Below are 19,708 nucleotides of genomic sequence, written 5' to 3' on the forward strand. Positions count from 1 at the left end.
ACAAAATAGAAAATATGGAGATCAATAAAGAATTAAAATACCAGATCCGGGAAGCGATGATGAAATACCGGAAGAATTTCGGAGGAACAGATGCTGCTTTTGCCCAATCACTAAATATAAGCAACTCAATCTACAGCAGAATTAAAAAAGGAGAAACAGAAAAAATTTTATCAGCCGGAGAATGGCTTCACATCGGAAGAAAATTCCGAGTAGACCTTAATAAGAACAGCTGGAAATTTGCCAGAACCGAGGTGTATGAGCAGATGTACGAAAGCTTCATCTTCTGCCAGAAATCAAAAACATCCATGATCCTGGTAGACGACTGCGGCATAGGGAAAACAGAATGCGCTAAGGCTATTATTTCACAGATGAAAAACGCGTTTTACATAGACGCCTCACAAACACATACCAAAGTAAGGTTTATCCGGCAGCTGGCCGTTGTTTTAGGATGTGGAACAAAAGGTAAATACCATGAAGTTCTGGAGAATGTAAAATACGCCCTGAACGTGCTGGAAAATCCATTCATCTGCATTGATGAAGCCGGAGACCTTGAATACAGTGCTTATCTGGAATTAAAAGGAATCATGAATGACACGGTAGATAACTGCGCCTGGTTCATGATTGGGGCAGATGGCCTGAGAGCAAAGATTACCAAAGGAATTAACAACCACAAAGTAGGATTTGCCGAGATATTCAGCCGCTTTTCTGACGATTTCGTCACTCTGGTTCCGAAAGGCCCGGAAGACCGGAAGAAATTCTACACCAAGCTGATTGGAGACGTAGCCTATGTAAACCTTGATGATAAAACAACCGTGAATGAAGTCATCAGGAGCTGTATGGTAAAAATAGACACGCCCTACTCTACCCGCAAAGGTCAGGAAGACGGAAAGATCAAATCATTAAGATATCTAAAAACCTTAGTAAACGTAAACAGATTATGAGATCCATATCAGTAAAACAGGCCCTGTCCATCGTCTTTAAACAGTTTGAATTTACCGGATTATGGCAGAAAGCTTTCGGACAGCCGGAAACAGCAGGATTCTGGTACCTGGGAGGTGCAGAGAAAAACGGAAAAACCACCTTCGCTATGATGCTGGCCAAATATCTGGCAGAATTTGGAAAAGTATTGTATGTATCTGCTGAAGAAGGCTTCTCCAAAGACATTATCTCTGCAATGGTTGCTGCAGGATTATCCGATACCGACAAAAACTTTAAGCTCCTGGATTATATGCCCTGGGATGAATTAAATCAAAAGTTTGAATCAAGAAAATGCCCGAAGATCATTTTTATAGACAACACGACGGTTTACCGTGACGAAATCACCAGGAAAATGGTTCTCGAGCTTAAAGAAAAGCACAAAAACAAGCTCATCATTTTCGTGAGCCACGAAGAAAAAGGACTTCCGGACAGTGCGCTGGGAACTGTCTGGAGAAAACTATCCAAGATCATCATCCAGGCGGAGGGCCTGAAAGCCATTATCTCAGGAAGATGTCCCGGCGGAACATTAAATATCAACAAAGAAAAAGCCAACCTCTATTGGGGAACAACAATTGAAAACCAACAACAATGAATACAAGAGAAAACCTATTAACCATCGCGCTGCAGTATGACAGCTACGGAGAAAAATACCTTACCGATTTCGACAGAATGTTTATCCATAAAGAAATCAGCTCTATCTGGAACGAATCAGGATATGTAGTTCCGGAAGACGTAGAAGGAAAGATTCAGATCAAACTCAGAATTATTAACCAGCTCCAGTGGGAATCGCCCTACTAAGAGAGGGGAAGCCGGGAGATGGAAGAAGGAAGAGCTGCTCGTCAATAGTTATAACTAAAAGAACTTCCAGCCTCCATCTCCCCTCTTCCAGCCAGAAATAAAAACCCATTATTAAAACCAAAAACAATTCATTAATCACCAAAAACAAAAAATATGATCACCGAAACATTAAAAATAATGACCATTGAGGAACTTGAAGCAGAGCTTAATGCAAGAAAACAGAAAGAAGCCCAAAAACGCGAGCAAAAGCGTACCCAGTATGAAAGCCTGAAAAAATCTGTTATCAGCGATCTGGCCACAACGGCAGACCATCTTTCCGCACAGATCCAGGACTTCAAGACCAAAGCCTTTTCAGATCTCGGTTCTCTTTTCGACCTGCTGAAAGATTACAGCAAAAGACATCAGGATGGAAAGGGAAACTTCAAAATTGAAGACGAAAATTTTAAGATTCAATATAAAAGACAGGGAAAAGGTGTTTTTGACGAAAGATCCCATCAGGCAGAGAGACACATCATAGACTTTCTAAGCTCGAAATATGAAGGAGATTTAGATACCAAAGATCTCATCATGTCCCTTCTGGAACGTAAAAACGGAGCGCTGGACATTCTTCTGGTTCAGAAATTATACAGCATGGAAGACCGATTTGAAGACGAAAACTGGAAAGAAGGAATCAGGCTGCTAAAAGAAAGCTACAGTTTCTCATTAAGCAAAGATTACATCTCTTTTTTCAAGAAAAACGAGAATAATGAATGGGAAGGAATTAATTTAAATTTCTCCTATTAAAAAGCTGAAATGAAACTTCTTCTATCCTTAGATAACAGTAAGCTCAGCGTTCTCAACAGCAGCATGCAGATCCTGGATATGCTGAACATCAACACTCAGCCCAGGAATCTGAAAAGCAGCATCTCCATCTGCATGGAGCTCAGAACCCAACTGCTGCAGAAAGCTGTAAAAACAAGACAGAAAGACAGATCTTTCATCATTAAGCTTCCTTATTATAAAGCCGATGCCCTCTGGCATTTCCTGAAGGAATATGAGATCTACTTTCCGGACGATTTCGGAAGTTATGAAACCAACGCGGTCCTGATGATGAAAAATGAACTTCACAGGCAGTTGCAGTAAAAAGCTTTCAATAACCTGATCTAAGCTGGATGAAAGCCGGAAGAGGGAGACTGGAAGTTATTTTTAGTTATCATTACAGACGGTCAAGATAAAACTGAAAAGTTATTCTTTTATGACTTTCATAACTTCCTCCATCCAGCTTCCAGCATCCAGCCATTTAACCTTTAAATTCAATAACATGATCAAAATAAACGGTCACTGGTACAGCAGTACCGAAGTAAAAGAAGCCCTTGAAAAGAAAGGATACACAATAATCACTCTGGAAATAAGTACAGAACTAAGGGATTACCCTCAGTATGAGACTTATGCACTGATAAACAGACAAGATCCAACCGTTTTGAACACTTTAAAAAGTGTGGCCCTAAAGGAGTTCCAAAAGAAGCCTCCGTTACTCTAAATACCAAAAGCTATGGGCATCCATAGCTTTTTTTGTGACCGAAAATCGGCTTGACTTGTACAAAAAGACCCTTTATTTTTGCCTTATGTCTTACAACAATAAAAATTACATCAAACGTGCCCGGTACATTATAAGTGTTTATAATGCACATAAGCACGCCGATGTTCCGGATACCAAAATCGTAAGGCATACTTTCCCGAAATACAACATTCACCTCTCCTACAGGCAATGGATGAACATCAAAGGAATGGTGATTCCCAAAGAGGAAACCCAGCTTACCTTATTCTAAATTCTAATTATCTTCCAGCCTGGCAAAATGATAACGTTTGATTTCCGCCAGCGTTTCTTCAGGATTGGCCGATACATCCTCATACTGCGTCGTAAAGATCAGTTCTCTTACTTTAAACCCAGCGTGTTGCTTGCTTGTACTTTTCACCATCGTTCTTGAAAATGGTGAGAAATAATCTTTGCTCCAGCCCTGAAGCGCTTGATACAGCTTCTGCTCGATTCTTAAAAAATCAAACCCTTTTTTCCTTTCTTCAACCGGAATCCCGTGCCATGTCGGAAATTCATCATTCGACACGAGCTGAAAAGATACCGGAACATTTCCCAATTGCCCGTTTGCTGACATATCGGAATAAGATGCTTCGGGGAAATCCACATCATACATGGCCTCCGGAAAATCAATAAATAAAGCAGGATAAGTTACCGTGCTCTGTATACCATTGGCAAGCTGTCCCAGCTGCTGATCGATATGCTGAATCTCCGGAACCTCCTGGGCAATTCTTTCCTGAAGGTCTAATAATAACTGTACATAAAAATATTCTTCCATAAGTAGTAAATTATAGTTTATCAAATTAGTTTCTGTTATGGAATAGTTTCATTTAAACAGGTTATATTTTCTTCCCGTCTACACTATTTCACAGTACAAAATTGAGCTTTAAACAGGGCATTTTAAAAAAGTTGTGCAATCCTTGCACTCTTATTTTCAAACCGTTGCAGGATGTTAGAAATTTGTACTCACAAAACAAACACAACACTTAATTATTAATATGGATTCACTATCTGCAACCGCATTAAAAGTCGCTATTACCCAAATAGGACAAGAGGAAAAACCTCAGGGATCAAATTGGGGAATCCCTGTTAAAACCTATCTGGCCTCAGTGGGAATTAATTTCCCGGCAAGCTGGTGTATGGCTTTTGTGTACTGGTGCTTCAATGAAGCTGCAAGACAGAATAAAACCACCAATACAGCCATAAGAACAGGCGGAGTTTTATACGCATGGAATAACGCTCCCAGAGAAAAGAAATCCTCAAAGCCTTCTGTTGGATCAGTATTTATCATGGACTTTGGAAAAGGCCTGGGCCACACAGGTTTCGTTGAAAAGTTCGACTCCCAATATATCTACACTATAGAAGGAAATACGAATGACAACGGAAGCCGCGAAGGCATTAAGGTCTGCAGAAGAAAAAGAACATTAACATCCATCAAAGGATATATACAATATTAGAATGAAACAATTCATGTTCTTCATATCGTTATTTTTTGTTTCGCTGGTTCAGGTTTCCTGCCTTAACAGGAAACCTCAGGAACCGGTGATCATCGAAAACACGAAAGAAGTGGTAACTGTGGTTAAAGACACCATTTTCAGAACAGAAGCAGACAGCACCTATTATCACGCGCTGATAGAATGCATCAACGGAAAGCCGGTTCTGAAAGAATCTGAATTCAATAAAAATATAAGCCGTAACGGAAATACCTCCGGAAGCGGCCTGCTGACACCGAAAGTATCCATTAATGAAGGAAAATTATCGGTAGAATGCTATAAACAGGCACAAGAGTCATTTAAAACATGGCGGGAAACCTATATCAAAGAACACGAGAAAACACCAATTTACATTGAAAAACCTATATACAAAGAAAAGGCTTTGTCATGGTTTCAGGAAACACAGCTATGGCTCGGAAGAATCTTTCTTGGTGTACTCGCCCTGTTCGCTCTTGTCCTCATCATCAGATGGAAAAAGATCATGTAAATACCATTTAAAAATAAAAAATGAACAGAAAAAGGATTTCTGATTCAAAAAATATGTACAACAACTTTTTAAAAAATAAGTAAAAAATGTCACAAGGAAATGGAACACCAAAAGTAAAAGCGAATGTGGCTTCAGGCAACTTACTACGTCAGATTCAGGTAATCGACGGCGTTGCAGGAATCGTGGGAACAGCTTACAAAGAAACCAATATTGGTCATGTAAAGACTGTTTACTCACCGGAAGACGCTAAAACCAAAGGGTACACTGAACAGGACGAACCGTTCTTGTTTCAGGCAATCAATGAATTTTATCAGGAGCTTGGGGGAAGCCAGGAGCTGTGGATCTTAGGAACACCAGCCGCAACAACAATGGAAGACGCCGTTAAAAGCACCAACGAAGCAGGCGTAAAAAAACTTCTTACCGCTTCCAATGGTAGAGTAAACTTAGTAGGAGTTTGCAGAAAGCCGGATGCATCTTACGTTTCTCCTGCAGGATTTTTAGACAAAGACGTTGAGAAAGCGTTATTAGCTTCTAAAATATTAGCTCAGTACCAGCAGTCCATCAACAGACCGGTAAGGTTTTTAATTGAAGGGAGAGTAAAAGATGCCTCTGCAACTCCTGTTTTTGAGCCGAAATCTGCGAACAATACATTTGCAGGAGTGGTTCTTGGAGGATCAAAAGATGACGGTTCTGCATCTGTAGCTTTGGTTCTGGCAAGAGCTTGTAAATATCCTGCTCACGTAAAAATCGGAGACGGACAGAACGGAGCACTAAGCATTACAGAAGCGTATATCGGAGAAGACAAAGTAGACAGTATTCCGGTTGAAAAATTAGATCTGCTTACCGAGGCAGGTTTCATTACTTTCCACACCAGAGAAGGAGCTGCAGGTTATTATTTCAGTGTAGATAAAATGGCTGGTTCAGATGACTTCAGAACATTGGTTCACGGAAGACTGATTGACAAAGCACAGAGAATTTCTACCGCTACAGATACTCCATTCCTGGAATCTTCCATCAGAATGGCTGCAGACGGAAGACTAAATGAAGCAGATGCTGTTTACCTGGAAGAGCTTACAAGAGCCCAGCTATTGAACAACATGGCAGGACAGATCAGCGGAGCGGAAGTATTGGTCCCGTTAGACCAGGATTTAATCAACACAAACACCCTTGAAAAACAAATTCAGATCCAACCGTTAGGCTATATGACCTGGATTGTACTGAACATGGGTTTAACAAAAACAATTTAATTTAAAACATGGCTAATATTAATATTACATCATCAGAATGCGCATGGGCTCATTTTGAAGTGAAGGTGTTATCAAAGGTAATCAAAGGACTTAGAGGTTTCAGTACAAAAAAGACTGTTGAATCAGAACATATCTACGGTTCAGGAAACGAGCCTATTGATATTTCGAAAGGGAATGCTAAATACGACGGAAACATCAAACTTTTAGGTTTCGAAGCAGATGCATTGAACAAAGCGGCAAGAGACGCAGGTTACGATGATATCACTGAGGTTCCTCACGAACTTATCGTAATCACAATTTCTTACAAGAAAAAAGCTTCTGACAAAGGAACAACCATTGTTACTTCAGGAGTTCAGTTCACAGAAGATGGTTTCGAAATGGAACAAGGGGCTAAAAACAGAGAAGTTACCCTTCCGTACATCGCAATGAGCAGAAGAATTGTATAATCAATAAAACAAAATAAAATGGCAAACGAAAAATTACAGGAAATTTTCAATAACAGAAAATCTAAAGAAGAAAAAAAGACCCAGGAAACCAAGAAAAGTGTAGTAAAAGACCTTAGCCCTTTTGAGGCAAGATACACTGCTAAAAAGCTTGATGAGTGGAAAAAAGAGTACGGCAACAGAGACCTTATTTATTTGAAGGTGGATGACTTCCTTGCTGTTCTAAGACCGCCTAAAGCAGATGATCTGGGTGATTATCTTACGGCTATTGGTTCCAACGGAATGAGTAAAGCTGTAGCGATGATCGTAGAACAGCTTTGGATTGAAGGAGATTATCAGCTGATTGAAGATGAAGACTGCTTCATCGCCGTGTTCTTACAGATGAACAACATTCTGGAGAGCAAGAAGGCCGACTTTTTTCGCGCTTAGTGAAGCAGGTCGGAATTCATTCTCTGATAAAAAGACCGAAGGAATAGAGTTCCTGATTGTTTTTGGAAGTATGCAGTTTGGAGCCGATGCATTAAAGAATTGGGGTGATGAAAAGTTTTTCTATCGCACCGGAATAGCCTTAGAAATTTGGAAAAAACAAGGCGAAAGAAAATTTTAAATTATGAACAATCTTACTAGTTTATCAAATTTTATTGATAATATAAATACCATCCTTGGATCGCAGTTAAACAGCTTCGCACATACTTTTTTTACAAAAGCAGATATAGGAAAAGCTATAACAACCGTCACCAATGATATCGCGGCCGGTTTTAGCAGAATAAAACAAAATGTAAATAATGCTTTTAATAAAATCGCAAATTTCAATCTGATTGATGGGATCAAAGATGTGTATGGAAAAGTCCGGGATTCTATCTCGTCAAATTACAACAAGTTTAAAGACTACATGAAGATAAAGCTGGGAGTACCAGGTTCATCTGCATCTTCAGCAGCTGCATCTGCACCAGATGCATCACAAAGTGGCGGAGGCGGAGGTTTCCTCAGCGGTGCCATGGGAGCTTTGGGAGGTGGGCTCAAACTAGTGGGTGATGCCGCACTAAACCTTCTCAAAAGTGGTGCTTCAGCAGCAATTTCCGGAGCAATGCAGAAAGAAAAAGATGTTGCCGGACTTTCCGGTCTTTTAGGAAAAGGAGGCGCTACCGCCGCTTATAAAAACATCAATTCCGATTCTAATAATACGGCATACGATATGACTACATTATTAGAAGCCAACAAAGCCCTTATTTCTGTAGACGGAGATGCCAAACGTGCCAGAGAGGAAGTAATGAACCTTGCTAACGCTGTAAGTGCAGCAGGTGGTGGAGGCAGTGAACTTGTGAGCCTTTCTGAACAGATGAAAGAAATCAAAAGTGAAGGTGTAGCATCCAGCGACCAGCTTAAAAAGTTCGGAGCTGCAGGTATCGATATATACGGAGCACTATCATCTTCCACAGGTAAAAGCATTGAGCAGCTGAAAGGAATGAATATCACTTATGATATGTTATCAAAGTCGCTTGCTGACGCCAAAGGAAAAGGAGGAATGTTCGAAGGCGGCCTTGAATCCCAGAGCAATACGGTAGAAGGGAAATTAGACATGATCAAAAAAACGTCTACCAGCATGCTTACAGAAATCGGAACCGCTTTCATGCCTCTCATATCGCGTGTATTGGATATAGGAGTTAACCTGGTAAAAGGTTTTGAACCTTTAATGACATTGGTACAGCCCTACATTGACACTATCGTGGGAAGCCTGGGCTCAGCTCTGGATTTCATCCTAAATCTCGGAGGTGAAACCAATGCCTGGGGAGGGTTTGTGGCAACAATTCAGGAATATTTCTCTATTGTCTGGAATACACTGGGAAGTGTTTTTGATGCTGTCTGGAGTATTGTTTCAGGACTTATTACCTGGATCGCAAACAGTGAAATGATCAAAGATGTCTTCGCTGCCGTGTATGGAATCTTAGGAGTTGTCCTGAAGGCTGTAGGATGGCTGGCAGAAGCACTCAAATGGGTTTGGAATAACGTCCTGACACCTATTCTGAATGGGATTGAAAGCGCTTACCGATGGGCGAAAGAACTGATCACCGGAAAAGAAATCAAAGTTACCAAAACCAATGAGATCAAAGCCAGTGCAGACCTTGCCAATGGGATGAAAGCAACAGATGCTCAGGTAAAAGGTTTTATGACATCGAAAGGGCCGGCAAAAACAGATCTTACCGCAGCAGGAAGACCAACAATCAACAGAAGTGAGGACACCAGAAGAGACAATGCTGCCAAATCCAGAGAAACCGGAGAAACCGTTTCCGGAGGAGGGCAGAAAACCATCAATATCACGTTGGGTAAATTCTTCGATACCATTCAGTTCAACACTCTGAATTCCGGAGAAACATCCGACCAGTTAGAAAGTATAGTAATGGAATGCCTTGGACGTGTTCTATATAACGGAGCAAAAGTAATGTAAGATGCAGACAGTTTTTGATTTACAAAATTTATATAAATCCTATTTTTCAAGGGCCCCATTCAACATTCCGGGTTCCGTCGGGGATACAGAAAATATCAGAATTTCACAAAACAGCAACAGGAATAAGATTCATAACAGCAAAAAAGATATTCCTTTCAACAAAGAGGGAGCGTATGGCAAGGATATCTGGTTTCCTGTTGAATTCAGAATCAATGGAAATATTGGCGGTTCCCTCACTATAGATGCCTGTACTGTTGCGGTAAACCTCAGCAAGACCATTGTGAAAACTGCCGTAAGTGAAAGGAAAGGAACTGTAAAGGAAATGTTCAATATTGATGATTACAAGTTCACCATCAGAGGTTTTCTGATTGATAAAAGCAGGAAAGTTCCGGAAGATGATATTGAAAAGCTCAAAGCTATTTTTGAAACAGACCTTCCTGTAACCCTTCACGGAGGATACCCGGAAATGTTTTTAGATAAAAGCTGCCGTGTAGCGATTACCTCTCTGGAATTCCTGGAAACACAGGGAAAAACGCATTGGATAAGACCGTTTAACCTTACCTGCGAGAGTGATTTTATTGCAGATGTAAAAGACTTAGAAGTACCAAAGAAAAATGCTAACACTAACCAGTAACATCTCTATTGCAGATGAAAAAAATGTAAAAGCCAGTAAGGTAACCTGGAAAAGCGAAGTAGGATCTTTTATTGACTCATGTACAATTGAACTTCCCCGTATCAGTTATCTGAAAAACGATAAAGTACAGACCCAGGACCTCAACAAAGAGCGTACAAGCAGTGATAGAATGGGTTATGCTTTCAAGGAAGGTGATAAAGTAAGTGTCTATTTAGGTTATAATAAAGCCAATAAAAAACGCTTCGAAGGCTTTGTGAAGAGAGTCAACATGGGAATTCCCGTGAAAATAGAATGCGAAGGGTATGGATACCAGCTGTATGAGACCATGTTCAGCGAATCCTACAGTTCCGTAACCGTCAAAAAGCTGCTGGAAGACCTTACTAAAAAAACAGACATCGTTGTTTCCAAAGAGATACCGGATATTCCGCTGAAGAATGTAAGATTCAAAAACGTCAACGGAATTAAAGTACTGGAATGGCTGAAAGACGAATGCAAGCTCGCGGTCTATTTCAATATGAACGAAATCTTCGTAGGAACCCTTTACGGGAAAGTACAGGAAAGGATAAAGGCGAGAATAGGCTGGAATACGGTAAAAGACGATGAATTCCAGCAAAAGAAAGTCGATAAAAGTACCCGGATTGTCATCAAAGAGAAAAATGACAAAGGAGAAGTAAACAAAACAAAATCTGACCAGGAGAAACCAACCAGCGAGAAAAGCCTGAAAGTAAAAGCCGGAATTCCTGCCCAGTTTTTAAAGCAGATTGCCAACCGTTTACAGACCAAGGAAAATTACAAAGGCTATGAAGGAAATATCACCCTCTTCCTAGAACCTTATGCCGTAAAAGGAATGGTTCTGGAGCTTGAAGGAGGAATGTATCCCGACAAAACCGGTGAATACTTTATTGAAAGCGTAAGCGGTGAGTTTGGGGCATCAGGAGGAAGACAGACGGTAACATTAGGATTTTTAATGCAGAAATAATGGCAACACCAGAATATATAAGAGAAGGTTTAAAACAGATCGCAAGCTCACACGCTCCGGCGGTAAGCAATATTGCACAGGTAAAATCGGTAGATGAAGGAAAGGCAATATGCATTCTGATTGATGAAGACGGCCAGGAATATATGGATGTAAGGCTCCGCCCGGTGCTTACCGGCAATAAAAGCTTTATCCAGATCCCAAAAGTAGGAAGCTATGTGCTGGCCGTAAGAGTGGAAGATGATGATGACTGGATGGTGATTGCCTGTGATGAAGTAGAGAAATTCTACTGGACAACAGGAAACACCAGCCTTGAACTGACCGACAGGATTCACATGGAAGCCAACGGAAAAAACTTCGCCAAGCTCGTGGATAAGCTTTTTGATGCCATCCAGAAGATGGCGTTCACCACCAACTACGGTCCTACCATCAATCTGATCAACCTTGCGGATTTTGAAAACCTTAGAAATGAATTTAAATCCCTTTTAAAATGAGTTTAAGCGCAGCAGAACCAATACTTATCAGCGACCTGCTCAAAATTATGGAAAAAGAGTCCGCTGAACAGAATGATGCAGGAGCATCAAGAACCAGAATTGCCCAGAAAATGGCCGAAGCAATAAAAAAATTTGTAGAAGCCGGACAGGTAAAAGTAATCGTAAACACAACGGGAACGGCAACCGCCCAAACCGGAACAGGAACAGGAAACATAACATAATATGCCAGTAGATATTCTTTTAGATAAAAATTTTGAACTGCAGTTTGCAGAAGGAGACTTCGCTTTTGGTGAAAGCACTTATGAACACCAGAAAGCCCTGCTTTTAGCAGATAAAGGAGAAATCAAGCTTTTCCCTAAAAACGGAGTCGGGGCAAGAAGGTACCTGGAACATGCTGCTCCTGATGAACTGGCCAGAGAGATCCGCCAGGAATTCTTTGCCGACGGAATGAATGTACAGAAGATAAAAATTGATGAAAACCTTGAAATAGATATAGAAGCAGATTATGGAGATTAAAGTATTAAACAGGCAGTCAATTTTAGATATCTCAATACAGTATACAGGAGACGTTCAGAAATGTTTTGATATTGCCATAGCCAACGGAAGAGCTGTTTCCGATCTTCTGACTTCCGGAACACAACTTATTATTCCGGATAAATTAGAAAAAAATATTGATGTAACCAACTATTACACATCAAGAATGATAAAGCCCGCAACAGGGACAACATTAGAACAGGAAAACCAGTTCCCATCCTTAAAAGGAATTGGTTACATGCAAATAGGAAACACCTTTAAAGTAAGTTAAGATGAATAAAACACTTCAGGAAATAATTAATCAGATTTTACAGCTTAAAAATGAAAATCCGGGTCTGCAGGGCCTCAATACATCTTCCAGAACCTCTTTCTGGACCAAAATATTTGAAACTGTAGGCTTTGTGATCTGGAATTTTCAGGAAGCCTGTAAACTTCACCTCAAAGAAATTGGAACCCTGATCCAGGAACAGAAAGTTCCCACATTAAGATGGTACAGGAACCAGGCGCTGAGATTTCAATATGGTTTCAGCCTGCTTCCGGACAGCGATCAGTTCTCCCCGACGTATGAGAATGCCAGCGGAAACGATGTGGTAGCCAGCCAGGAAGAAATTGACCAGTCAAAAGTCATCAAATATGTGGCCGTAACGAAAGCGCCCAACAGCTCCAAGATCTCCATGAAAATTGCTACCGAAGAAAATGAAGAAATCGTTCCGGTGAGTAACGAAATCAAAGACGCTTTTACCGCCTATATCGAAGAAATTCAGGCTGCCGGAGACAATATTGTTATTGTGAATTACAAACCGGACATCTTAAGACTGCAGTTTAAAATCTGCTATAATCCGGGCGTTCTTCTGCAGAATGGGATGAGTATCCGCACCTCCAGATTTCCGGTTCAGGACGCTATCAAAAGGTTTTTAAAGAACCTACCCTTCAATGGAGAGCTGAGTGTTCAGAAACTTGAAGCTGCCATTTTAGCCGTAGAAGGAGTTACGGATCTGTTAAACAAAGAAGTATCAAGCAGATGGATAGAAGCCGGAGCACCGGGATACGGAAATTTCCAGCCGATAGAGATCAGCAGAATTCCAAGCTCAGGAAGCTTTACCCTAAAAGACCCGGATACCCAGCAGGAAGACTGGAGCGGTATTGAATATCTTAATTATCAAGCACAATAATATGAATGATAACTTATTTAATATCAATTTTAAAAGGCTTGCCAACTGGTGGCTTTTTACATTCTGGAGAACAGGATCGGTCCTGAACTTAATGTCTGTCTTAATCTTTTATATCGAAGAACTGTATATAGAATTCGGAAGGGAGAGAAAAGACAATATCAGAAAAATGAAGTACAACTATCAGAAGTTTTCACTTCAAAGTATTCTGAATTACAACCATGACCGGGCAAAAAATCGGATCAAAATCATAAAAGCGGTCCAGCATGATGGTGTTTATGTTTACACTGAAGGAGAAACCAATAATCTAAGTGTAAATGACCCGAAGAGGAAATGGCTTTTCGGAGACGAAAGACCCCTGTACCTCTGGACAGAAGCAGAACTGTACAGCGAGTATGATTTTATCGTAGAAATACCGGTAAATGCTGAAAATCCGAATGTCTCATTAATTAATATAGATCAGCTGAAAGCAGATATAGACTTTTACAAACTGCCTTCTAAAAGATATCAAATAAAAACAAAAGAATATCCAAATGAAATATAATTTCAAATTTTTACAAACAGGCGGTGTGCCTTTAACCAATGACCTGATGGCCACCATTGAAGAGGCTTATGAAATCTTTGAAGCATTGGGAGATCTTGCCGGAGACAAAACAATCCTGTCGGGATGTGATGTTATAGGAGCCAGTGTAAACCCGGGCATTGTAGCCATAGAAGGTAAGCTTTATTATTTTGAAGGAGGGCTTTACTCCCCTACCGCTACCGTATATGTACACACAGAAAACATTTCAAAAATATTTGAAGACCAGTTTCCCAAAACATTAATCGAAAAAAGAACGGTAAAATTTGGTACTGGTACTGTAAGCTATAACTGGTCTGAATTTGTAAAGCTGGAAACCCTTAAAAACATCCAGATCAAAGTCAATAATACTGCGACCCAGATAGATGTTTCTGCATTAACGGCAAGAATTGCAAAACTGGAGCAGAAAACCGCACCTTTCATCAACGGAGGTATTGTCATAGCATGGAGAAAACCTGTCGCTGAAATTCCTGCAGGCTGGAAAGAATGTCTGGATTTCAGAGGAAAAACCATTGTAGGCTGGAATCCTGCCGAATTTGAATTCCAGAATCTGGGTGGCGAAATAGGTTCAAAAACCCATACATTAACCATTGATCAGATGCCGAGACACTCGCACCAACACTATTGGACTATAGGAAGCAGAGGAGCCAGCGGCACAGGAGGAACGCTGGTAGATGGTAACAGAAGTACCTCTGAAACCGGAGGGAACCAGCCTCACAACAACATCCAGCCATCCAGAATCGCTATCTACATAGAACCGAACTTCCAGTAATCCAACATCAATTACCCTTTAAAACCTGTACAAAAGTATATTTTACCTGACAGGAAATATGTTTTTAACAAGAAAGTATTTCCGGATCATCTTTAAGATCAGTAAACCTTTTGACTATAATTCAACTGAACAATGAAAATACCTTTAAACCAGATATTCAGCTATTTTGAAACCGGAGACTTTCCTACACAGGAACAGTTCCAGGCAGCATGGTCATCGTTTTGGCATAAAGATGATTCCATCCCTGCAGACAAGGTCACCAACCTTACCAATACACTACAGAATAAAGTAGATAAATCCGTGTATGAGCTGCATCTTTCCGATCCGGAAGCCCACGCAGCGGTTTTAGCTAAAAAAAATGCAGCCAATCTTTCCGATGCAGATAAAGAAGCATGGAAAACAGCCCTGGATGTGGGACAGCTTCCGGACAATATTGCTACAGTAGACAGTGATCCGCTTATCGGAAATGTATATACAAAATCTCAATCTAAAGATTTATTCATGATGATTGATGACTATGTAAACAATGACGGAAAGATTACCGCGGATAAACTGGAATCATTGGCACTGACTAGGATTTTTAAGGTAAATGAATATTCCCTTCAGGATTTTGTCAATAATTCTCATCTCTACCAGTATGAAGAAAGCGATCTTATTGCAATCCCTTCTGCAGACTGGAAATATACCCTGTATTTTTATATCGGCGGTGAAAAAACAAACGTTGAAAACTACCTTCCAACCGGCTTATCCAATGTAACCATAGGAATGGTGGAAGGCTTACAGAATGTCCTGAACACCAAAATGGACAAGCCCACTGCTTCAGGAAACTATATCGCTTCTCTTCTGAACGGAGCAGTCACCTGGAAAGCAGTCAACCCTGCCTCCAACTACCTTCTGTACTGGAACGGAACTGATTTTAAAGAATCAGGTGTTTTCCATAATGCCGGTAAGCTTGGAATAGGATTAACAACCCCTGCTGAACAGTTGCATTTAACGGGAAGAGTGCGAAGTACAGGGTATATTTTAGAGGACAATAATGAAACGGTCAATAATCAGATTACCGCCTTCAACAGAAGCCTTTTATTCACAAACAGTGTGGGAATCAAAAAGACCATTTTAACCAATGAAGATCTGCCGTCTGAATTTTTGAAATTGCCTGCAAAGCTCACCAAAGTTCAGAAAGAACAATTTGGAATCGATTGGAATAACCAATACTCCAACGGAAATCTGAATGTATATGGGCTCACTCCTCCTGTTATTAAAAATGATCATATTGTCAGATACTTTGTGTTGCAGGGATTAAACCTCAATGTCAATCCGGCATTTACTTCCATTAAATTTATACCGGCCGGAAATGCTATCGGAACAGGCGAAATTGAATGTTTAGGATTCCAGACTTTTGCCAACGGATTATCGATGATTGTTTCTGTGTATGGTGATTCTCTACAGTCCGGCAATAAGTATAATCTGGTCATAAGAACAACTAATCCAACGGTCCAGGTACATAGAACGACAGGCTCCATCAATGTTGTGGATACCATCAACAATATTGACATCAGCGGGCTTAAATGGGAAACCAAATCGTATACACCGGAACAGGAAGGAAATATATTTAACATGAACGGAGGATTGTTCAAGTATAATTCAAGCCCCAACAATAAAGCGTATGCTTACGAACCCAATGTTATTGTAGCAAGTGCTAAAAGTGATATTGTTTTTGAAGCCAACACCAACTTTTATATGGAAATGAATATGGCTCTTTCAACAGTGGGTCCTGCTACCGTCAATGAGGCGTATGATTTTTATGGTTACCTGGGTTTAATTCAAAAAAGTATCCCTTTAACCTTAGCAGATAATTCATTTTTAAGAGTAATAGGTTCAAGTTTCAGAAGTGGCGGCTACGAATCTGTATTGGTTTGGAATAATACTTCATCCCTTACTACCAAAATTGAGCCGGGTGCTGCAGTTCTCAATGCCAATATTATTATCATGAGACAAGGAAATGTTTATACTCAGTTTGTAACCGTAGGCAGTACCTCCATCATTCAGTCCATTACATCTACAACAGAAGCAGTTTCCTTATCACTAACTGCATCAAACAGTTCAAAACAGAAAACCATTAGCGGATCTGTTGTTCAGGCTTTTACATTTTAAGCAAAATATATAAGATCATTATTCAATTATAAAAATTATGTCAATCCCATTAAATACTATATACAGCTACTTTGAAACCGGAGACTTCCCTACTCAGGAACAGTTCCAGGCTTCATGGTCTTCATTCTGGCACAAAGATGAATCTATACCAACCAGCAAAGTGACAGGTCTTGAAAATCTGTTGCAAAATAAAGTAGATAAATCGGTATATGAACTTCACCTTTCAGACCCTGAAGCACATGCCGCGTTTTTAGCTAAAAGAAACGCATCCAACCTTTCCGATTCCGATAAACAGGCATGGAAAACAGCTTTAAATGTAGGTGAACTTCCCGAGAATGTTGCCACAGTAGACAGTGATCCGCTTATCGGGAACGTGTATACAAAGACCCAGTCAAAAGACCAGTTCATGATGATTGATGATTATGTAAACACTGAAGGAAAAATTACCGCTGATAAACTGGAAGCACTGGCATTGACCAGAATCTTTAAAGCAGCAGAAGAAACCCTTGATGACTTTATCAACAGTTCTGATGCTTATCAGTATGAAGAAAGTGATATCATTGCCATCCCGCACTATCCGGAAATAAGAGAAAACGGTCCCGATCCGGTTCTAATCCCTGAACCTCAATACACCCTGTATTTCTATATAGGAGGCGATAAAAAGAATGTTAACAACTATCTCAATACAGGAGTTTCTACGGTATCCATATCAATGGTAAAAGGACTGCCGGAGCGTTTAGACAGCAAAGTGGATAAACCGTTAACAGACGGTATTTACCATATTGAAAGAAGAGAGGGGGTTACTTCTACAGTACTTGCTACCGCTGAAACACTGACATCAGTGATGAACCGTAACAATTATGCTCCCAAAGGAATTTCCTTCACTGAAGAAACAGAAGGAACCGGGCAACCTGGTAAAGATGCCGTTTTAAGAGCCAATCCGGCAACCTATTCATTTTCCTTTGGAAATATCAATCCTGCCCATACCGGAGTATACAATATTGCCATTGGGTATAATAATATGCCAGCCATTACTGATGGTTCATCCAACACGGCAATAGGGCATTTTGCGGCACAGGGTCTTACCACAGGAGGAGCCAACGTTGCCCTGGGACTTGATTCAGCGAAAGGACTTACCACCGGTGACGATAATACCTTAATAGGGGTATCAGCAGGATATGGCATTGAAGGTGGTTCAGGAAACACCATGCTCGGAAAATGGACCGGATGTAATATCAAAGGAAATAATAATACCTTCCTGGGTTATCAGGCCGGCCTGAACTGGGGTAAAGGAGGAAGCGGCAAATGGTCCTCCAACATTGTCATCGGAGCCAATACCACCGGACATCCTATGGGAGTCTGGGGTGAAAATAGTATTATTATCGGATCCAACCTGGAATTGAATGGACAGCAGTACAATAAATTCATTATCAATAACTTCACTGCAAAAGATAATAATTACTACAAAACCCACTTCATTGAAGGAAACTTTGCAGACAGATGGCTGAGGTTTGATACCAGCTTACAGGTATTGAGAATGCCTGCAGCAGATGCTTCCTATACCAAAAATATCGTAGCAAGACCGGATGGTACATTCGGAACTGAAGATAAAGTAAATTATATCCCGTTAACAGGTACGATTCCGGGGAGACCAATTAATGGTTCTCTTGAATTTTCAAATGAATCCATAGGAATGTTATACTGTGGCCCTTCAGTAATTAATGTTAATGATGGACTCATTTCAATGACCACGCAAAATTCAAATGTTTCAGTCACCGCTTCTAAAGCCTCCATGTCAAATGGTTTCAAATCTATTGATATTGACAGCAGTAATTCCCATATTGATGTAAAATCTGATCTAAGAGGCCCCGGATTATTAGGAGCAGACTATTATGGTTACAACTATGAGCCTAACTCTTTTGTTCAGAAACAATGGGTAGAGGAGAAACTTGAATATGAATATGCAAGACCTTACAAAGTATACACCGCCCTTATTCAATTTACTGACAACGGAAATTTTGACCCTGTATTCCTTACTCTTGAGAATACAATTGGTGATATCGAGTGGAAACAAGATTCAGAAGGCAAATACCTCGGAACCTTTAAAGAAGAGCATTACGGAAACTGGTGGCTCGACAGTAAAATAAACAATTTTGATAAAGATCTTGTAAGCTGTCGTACCAAATCTTTAGATGCAAGAACCATTTCCCTGGATATTTTCAGAATGCTTGATTTCCGTCCAATAGGAATTTCTGGGAATGTAGGTCTCATGGAAATCCGCCTTTACACCGCAATGAGCTAACAACAAATAAATAATATTATATGAAAGAAATACTAACCGAACATTTAAGCACCTTTTTAGGACTTCTGGCTACAGGCCTGGCAGGATTCGTTTTCGGAAAAAAGAAAATGAATGCCGAAGTCGCTGGAATGGATGCCGACAATGAAGGAAAAGAAATAGAAAACGCCGACAAACTGGTCAAGCTCTACAAAGATGCCCTTGACGATCTTGCCGGGCGTTACGAAGTAAAATTTAAAGAATTTTCAAATCTGGCAGAAAGAAAAATCAAGCTGCTGGAAGAAGAAATAAACATACAGAAACGCATCAACGATCAGCTAAAAACTGAGAATGCCAAACTGAGATCAAAACTTAAAGAAAATTGAATTATTAAAAATATCCTGTAATTTTTTTAGTAATACTGCCATGAGACACCCGAAAGGGTGTTTTTTGGTTATATGAATTAAAAACAACCCAATCTTTTTCTCTGAAAAAAAAGACATTTGGAAAATCATTTCCGGCATCTGGTATTGCCGTCCGTAAACAAACACAGTCCCGAAGAGACGGCTTAACACAGGACAGGAAAAATTCCTGTCCATATCCCGTCTACATTTTAGTGAACAGGATCATTTTTAGCAGAGAATTCCAGGTC

Annotated in this window: 26 protein-coding genes; 25 read left to right on the forward strand and 1 reads right to left on the reverse strand. The window is 40.3% G+C overall.

What is annotated here, in order from left to right:
• The first annotated feature begins 14 nt into the window (after window positions 1-14).
• From FW768_RS07835 to FW768_RS07865, 7 genes are all read left to right on the forward strand, one after another.
• Entirely contained in the window at window positions 15-941 is a 927-nt protein-coding gene (locus FW768_RS07835; RefSeq protein WP_153394328.1) for an AAA family ATPase, read from the forward strand.
• Entirely contained in the window at window positions 938-1,570 is a 633-nt protein-coding gene (locus tag FW768_RS07840; RefSeq protein ID WP_153394329.1) for an ATP-binding protein, read from the forward strand. The genes FW768_RS07835 and FW768_RS07840 overlap by 4 nt, the downstream gene beginning before the upstream one ends.
• On the forward strand, window positions 1,567-1,776 hold the full coding sequence (locus FW768_RS07845) for a hypothetical protein (protein ID WP_062696600.1): 210 nt from the start codon (window positions 1,567-1,569) through the stop codon (window positions 1,774-1,776). Before FW768_RS07840 ends, FW768_RS07845 begins: the two co-directional genes overlap by 4 nt.
• Window positions 1,777-1,929: 153 nt before the next feature.
• Window positions 1,930-2,559 (forward strand): DUF3164 family protein, encoded by a 630-nt coding sequence (locus tag FW768_RS07850; RefSeq protein WP_153394331.1) that lies wholly within the window; start codon window positions 1,930-1,932, stop codon window positions 2,557-2,559.
• A 9-nt stretch (window positions 2,560-2,568) separates the two neighbouring features.
• Window positions 2,569-2,898, forward strand: coding sequence for a hypothetical protein (locus FW768_RS07855; protein WP_153394333.1), 330 nt, complete (start codon window positions 2,569-2,571; stop codon window positions 2,896-2,898).
• 112 nt (window positions 2,899-3,010) lie between these two features.
• Entirely contained in the window at window positions 3,011-3,295 is a 285-nt protein-coding gene (locus FW768_RS07860; RefSeq protein WP_153394335.1) for a hypothetical protein, read from the forward strand.
• 85 nt (window positions 3,296-3,380) lie between these two features.
• Window positions 3,381-3,584 (forward strand): hypothetical protein, encoded by a 204-nt coding sequence (locus tag FW768_RS07865; protein ID WP_062696604.1) that lies wholly within the window; start codon window positions 3,381-3,383, stop codon window positions 3,582-3,584.
• 3 nt (window positions 3,585-3,587) lie between these two features.
• On the opposite strand, the gene FW768_RS07870 is transcribed toward FW768_RS07865, so the two are convergent.
• Window positions 3,588-4,127 (reverse strand): hypothetical protein, encoded by a 540-nt coding sequence (locus FW768_RS07870; protein ID WP_153394337.1) that lies wholly within the window; start codon window positions 4,125-4,127, stop codon window positions 3,588-3,590.
• A gap of 220 nt (window positions 4,128-4,347) precedes the next feature.
• On the opposite strand from FW768_RS07870, the gene FW768_RS07875 reads away from it, so the two are divergent.
• From FW768_RS07875 to FW768_RS07960, 18 genes are all read left to right on the forward strand, one after another.
• On the forward strand, window positions 4,348-4,806 hold the full coding sequence (locus FW768_RS07875; RefSeq protein ID WP_153394339.1) for a CHAP domain-containing protein: 459 nt from the start codon (window positions 4,348-4,350) through the stop codon (window positions 4,804-4,806).
• Window position 4,807: 1 nt separating this feature from the next.
• Complete coding sequence (locus tag FW768_RS07880; RefSeq protein ID WP_153394341.1) at window positions 4,808-5,329, forward strand: hypothetical protein; 522 nt, start codon at window positions 4,808-4,810, stop codon at window positions 5,327-5,329.
• A gap of 86 nt (window positions 5,330-5,415) precedes the next feature.
• Window positions 5,416-6,576, forward strand: a complete 1,161-nt coding sequence (locus FW768_RS07885) for a DUF2586 family protein (protein ID WP_153394343.1) — start codon at window positions 5,416-5,418, stop codon at window positions 6,574-6,576.
• An 8-nt stretch (window positions 6,577-6,584) separates the two neighbouring features.
• A complete protein-coding gene (locus FW768_RS07890; protein ID WP_153394345.1) occupies window positions 6,585-7,022 on the forward strand; it encodes a hypothetical protein in 438 nt (145 codons plus the stop codon).
• A gap of 18 nt (window positions 7,023-7,040) precedes the next feature.
• Window positions 7,041-7,448 (forward strand): hypothetical protein, encoded by a 408-nt coding sequence (locus FW768_RS07895; RefSeq protein ID WP_062696610.1) that lies wholly within the window; start codon window positions 7,041-7,043, stop codon window positions 7,446-7,448.
• Between the two features lie 181 nt (window positions 7,449-7,629).
• Window positions 7,630-9,465, forward strand: a complete 1,836-nt coding sequence (locus tag FW768_RS07900; RefSeq protein ID WP_153394347.1) for a hypothetical protein — start codon at window positions 7,630-7,632, stop codon at window positions 9,463-9,465.
• Between the two features lies 1 nt (window position 9,466).
• Window positions 9,467-10,099, forward strand: a complete 633-nt coding sequence (locus tag FW768_RS07905) for a DUF6046 domain-containing protein (RefSeq protein WP_153394349.1) — start codon at window positions 9,467-9,469, stop codon at window positions 10,097-10,099.
• The gene (locus FW768_RS07910) at window positions 10,080-11,078 is read left to right on the forward strand and encodes a hypothetical protein (protein WP_153394351.1); all 999 of its coding nucleotides are present in this window, start codon (window positions 10,080-10,082) and stop codon (window positions 11,076-11,078) included. The genes FW768_RS07905 and FW768_RS07910 overlap by 20 nt, the downstream gene beginning before the upstream one ends.
• On the forward strand, window positions 11,078-11,569 hold the full coding sequence (locus FW768_RS07915; protein WP_153394353.1) for a hypothetical protein: 492 nt from the start codon (window positions 11,078-11,080) through the stop codon (window positions 11,567-11,569). Before FW768_RS07910 ends, FW768_RS07915 begins: the two co-directional genes overlap by 1 nt.
• Window positions 11,566-11,790, forward strand: a complete 225-nt coding sequence (locus tag FW768_RS07920) for a hypothetical protein (protein ID WP_153394355.1) — start codon at window positions 11,566-11,568, stop codon at window positions 11,788-11,790. The genes FW768_RS07915 and FW768_RS07920 overlap by 4 nt, the downstream gene beginning before the upstream one ends.
• A gap of 1 nt (window position 11,791) precedes the next feature.
• Window positions 11,792-12,085, forward strand: coding sequence for a hypothetical protein (locus tag FW768_RS07925; RefSeq protein ID WP_153394357.1), 294 nt, complete (start codon window positions 11,792-11,794; stop codon window positions 12,083-12,085).
• Window positions 12,075-12,374 (forward strand): hypothetical protein, encoded by a 300-nt coding sequence (locus FW768_RS07930; RefSeq protein ID WP_153394359.1) that lies wholly within the window; start codon window positions 12,075-12,077, stop codon window positions 12,372-12,374. The genes FW768_RS07925 and FW768_RS07930 overlap by 11 nt, the downstream gene beginning before the upstream one ends.
• A 1-nt stretch (window position 12,375) precedes the next feature.
• Entirely contained in the window at window positions 12,376-13,275 is a 900-nt protein-coding gene (locus tag FW768_RS07935) for a nucleotidyltransferase (RefSeq protein ID WP_153394361.1), read from the forward strand.
• 1 nt (window position 13,276) lies between these two features.
• Window positions 13,277-13,816 (forward strand): hypothetical protein, encoded by a 540-nt coding sequence (locus FW768_RS07940; protein ID WP_153394363.1) that lies wholly within the window; start codon window positions 13,277-13,279, stop codon window positions 13,814-13,816.
• Window positions 13,806-14,624, forward strand: a complete 819-nt coding sequence (locus FW768_RS07945; protein WP_153394365.1) for a phage baseplate protein — start codon at window positions 13,806-13,808, stop codon at window positions 14,622-14,624. Before FW768_RS07940 ends, FW768_RS07945 begins: the two co-directional genes overlap by 11 nt.
• Window positions 14,625-14,756: 132 nt before the next feature.
• The gene (locus FW768_RS07950; RefSeq protein WP_153394367.1) at window positions 14,757-16,778 is read left to right on the forward strand and encodes a hypothetical protein; all 2,022 of its coding nucleotides are present in this window, start codon (window positions 14,757-14,759) and stop codon (window positions 16,776-16,778) included.
• A 37-nt stretch (window positions 16,779-16,815) separates the two neighbouring features.
• Window positions 16,816-19,080 carry a hypothetical protein gene (locus FW768_RS07955; RefSeq protein ID WP_153394369.1) on the forward strand — a complete coding sequence of 755 codons (2,265 nt, stop codon included), beginning with the start codon at window positions 16,816-16,818 and terminating at the stop codon, window positions 19,078-19,080.
• Between the two features lie 20 nt (window positions 19,081-19,100).
• A complete protein-coding gene (locus tag FW768_RS07960) occupies window positions 19,101-19,442 on the forward strand; it encodes an LPXTG cell wall anchor domain-containing protein (RefSeq protein ID WP_153394371.1) in 342 nt (113 codons plus the stop codon).
• Window positions 19,443-19,708 lie beyond the last annotated feature (266 nt).

The organism is Chryseobacterium vaccae (assembly GCF_009602705.1).
GTDB lineage: Bacteria > Bacteroidota > Bacteroidia > Flavobacteriales > Weeksellaceae > Chryseobacterium > Chryseobacterium vaccae.

Excerpts from the sequence above, each read along its gene's own strand:
- FW768_RS07835 (WP_153394328.1), top strand. The coding sequence starts at position 15 with ATGGAGATCAATAAAGAATTAAAATACCAGATCCGGGAAGCGATGATG.
- FW768_RS07840 (WP_153394329.1), top strand. The coding sequence starts at position 938 with ATGAGATCCATATCAGTAAAACAGGCCCTGTCCATCGTCTTTAAACAG.
- FW768_RS07845 (WP_062696600.1), top strand. The coding sequence starts at position 1,567 with ATGAATACAAGAGAAAACCTATTAACCATCGCGCTGCAGTATGACAGC.
- FW768_RS07850 (WP_153394331.1), top strand. The coding sequence starts at position 1,930 with ATGATCACCGAAACATTAAAAATAATGACCATTGAGGAACTTGAAGCA.
- FW768_RS07855 (WP_153394333.1), top strand. The coding sequence starts at position 2,569 with ATGAAACTTCTTCTATCCTTAGATAACAGTAAGCTCAGCGTTCTCAAC.
- FW768_RS07860 (WP_153394335.1), top strand. The coding sequence starts at position 3,011 with ATGACTTTCATAACTTCCTCCATCCAGCTTCCAGCATCCAGCCATTTA.
- FW768_RS07865 (WP_062696604.1), top strand. The coding sequence starts at position 3,381 with ATGTCTTACAACAATAAAAATTACATCAAACGTGCCCGGTACATTATA.
- FW768_RS07870 (WP_153394337.1), bottom strand. The coding sequence starts at position 4,127 with ATGGAAGAATATTTTTATGTACAGTTATTATTAGACCTTCAGGAAAGA.
- FW768_RS07875 (WP_153394339.1), top strand. The coding sequence starts at position 4,348 with ATGGATTCACTATCTGCAACCGCATTAAAAGTCGCTATTACCCAAATA.
- FW768_RS07880 (WP_153394341.1), top strand. The coding sequence starts at position 4,808 with ATGAAACAATTCATGTTCTTCATATCGTTATTTTTTGTTTCGCTGGTT.
- FW768_RS07885 (WP_153394343.1), top strand. The coding sequence starts at position 5,416 with ATGTCACAAGGAAATGGAACACCAAAAGTAAAAGCGAATGTGGCTTCA.
- FW768_RS07890 (WP_153394345.1), top strand. The coding sequence starts at position 6,585 with ATGGCTAATATTAATATTACATCATCAGAATGCGCATGGGCTCATTTT.
- FW768_RS07895 (WP_062696610.1), top strand. The coding sequence starts at position 7,041 with ATGGCAAACGAAAAATTACAGGAAATTTTCAATAACAGAAAATCTAAA.
- FW768_RS07900 (WP_153394347.1), top strand. The coding sequence starts at position 7,630 with ATGAACAATCTTACTAGTTTATCAAATTTTATTGATAATATAAATACC.
- FW768_RS07905 (WP_153394349.1), top strand. The coding sequence starts at position 9,467 with ATGCAGACAGTTTTTGATTTACAAAATTTATATAAATCCTATTTTTCA.
- FW768_RS07910 (WP_153394351.1), top strand. The coding sequence starts at position 10,080 with ATGCTAACACTAACCAGTAACATCTCTATTGCAGATGAAAAAAATGTA.
- FW768_RS07915 (WP_153394353.1), top strand. The coding sequence starts at position 11,078 with ATGGCAACACCAGAATATATAAGAGAAGGTTTAAAACAGATCGCAAGC.
- FW768_RS07920 (WP_153394355.1), top strand. The coding sequence starts at position 11,566 with ATGAGTTTAAGCGCAGCAGAACCAATACTTATCAGCGACCTGCTCAAA.
- FW768_RS07925 (WP_153394357.1), top strand. The coding sequence starts at position 11,792 with ATGCCAGTAGATATTCTTTTAGATAAAAATTTTGAACTGCAGTTTGCA.
- FW768_RS07930 (WP_153394359.1), top strand. The coding sequence starts at position 12,075 with ATGGAGATTAAAGTATTAAACAGGCAGTCAATTTTAGATATCTCAATA.
- FW768_RS07935 (WP_153394361.1), top strand. The coding sequence starts at position 12,376 with ATGAATAAAACACTTCAGGAAATAATTAATCAGATTTTACAGCTTAAA.
- FW768_RS07940 (WP_153394363.1), top strand. The coding sequence starts at position 13,277 with ATGAATGATAACTTATTTAATATCAATTTTAAAAGGCTTGCCAACTGG.
- FW768_RS07945 (WP_153394365.1), top strand. The coding sequence starts at position 13,806 with ATGAAATATAATTTCAAATTTTTACAAACAGGCGGTGTGCCTTTAACC.
- FW768_RS07950 (WP_153394367.1), top strand. The coding sequence starts at position 14,757 with ATGAAAATACCTTTAAACCAGATATTCAGCTATTTTGAAACCGGAGAC.
- FW768_RS07955 (WP_153394369.1), top strand. The coding sequence starts at position 16,816 with ATGTCAATCCCATTAAATACTATATACAGCTACTTTGAAACCGGAGAC.
- FW768_RS07960 (WP_153394371.1), top strand. The coding sequence starts at position 19,101 with ATGAAAGAAATACTAACCGAACATTTAAGCACCTTTTTAGGACTTCTG.